This is a genomic window from Halomonas sp. ATBC28 (genome assembly GCF_005937175.1).
GTDB classification, from domain to species: domain Bacteria; phylum Pseudomonadota; class Gammaproteobacteria; order Pseudomonadales; family Halomonadaceae; genus Vreelandella; species Vreelandella titanicae.
In genome coordinates this window covers 1-382 of record NZ_VCQL01000218.1, presented here as the reverse complement: position 1 = coordinate 382, position 382 = coordinate 1, and the positions used below count along the sequence as shown (strand labels likewise).

1 protein-coding gene is annotated in these 382 nt (G+C 44.5%); it reads left to right on the top strand.

The window, feature by feature from the left end:
• Positions 1-217 (top strand): hypothetical protein (locus E0L35_RS26145; protein ID WP_212751737.1); only part of this gene is annotated, 217 nt, incomplete at its 5' end.
• Between the last annotated feature and the right edge of the window lie 165 nt (positions 218-382).

The following is a 382-nucleotide window of genomic DNA, read 5'->3' as shown; positions in this document are numbered from 1 at the left end:
ATTCCGTCAACATCTTAGCCAGACCATGCGCGAATTAAATACCATTACCCCCGCGCCCGGTTTTAATCAGGTTTATTATCCCGGACAGGATCAGGATATTAAACAACGCAAAGCCGCCGTCGAAGGCATCGAAATTGTTGATGATATTTACCAGTATTTAATTTCCGACGCGCTTTATAACACGTCATACGAAACGAAAAATCCCTTTGCGCAATAATTATTGAGACAGGACTTTCTTATGATTACACATTTCCGTCAAGCTATAGAAGAAACGCTGCCCTGGCTTTCCTCTTTTGGCGCTGACCCAGCGGGTGGGATGACCCGTTTACTTTATTCGCCGGAATGGCTGGAAACCCAGCAGCAGTTTAAAAAAAGAATGGCA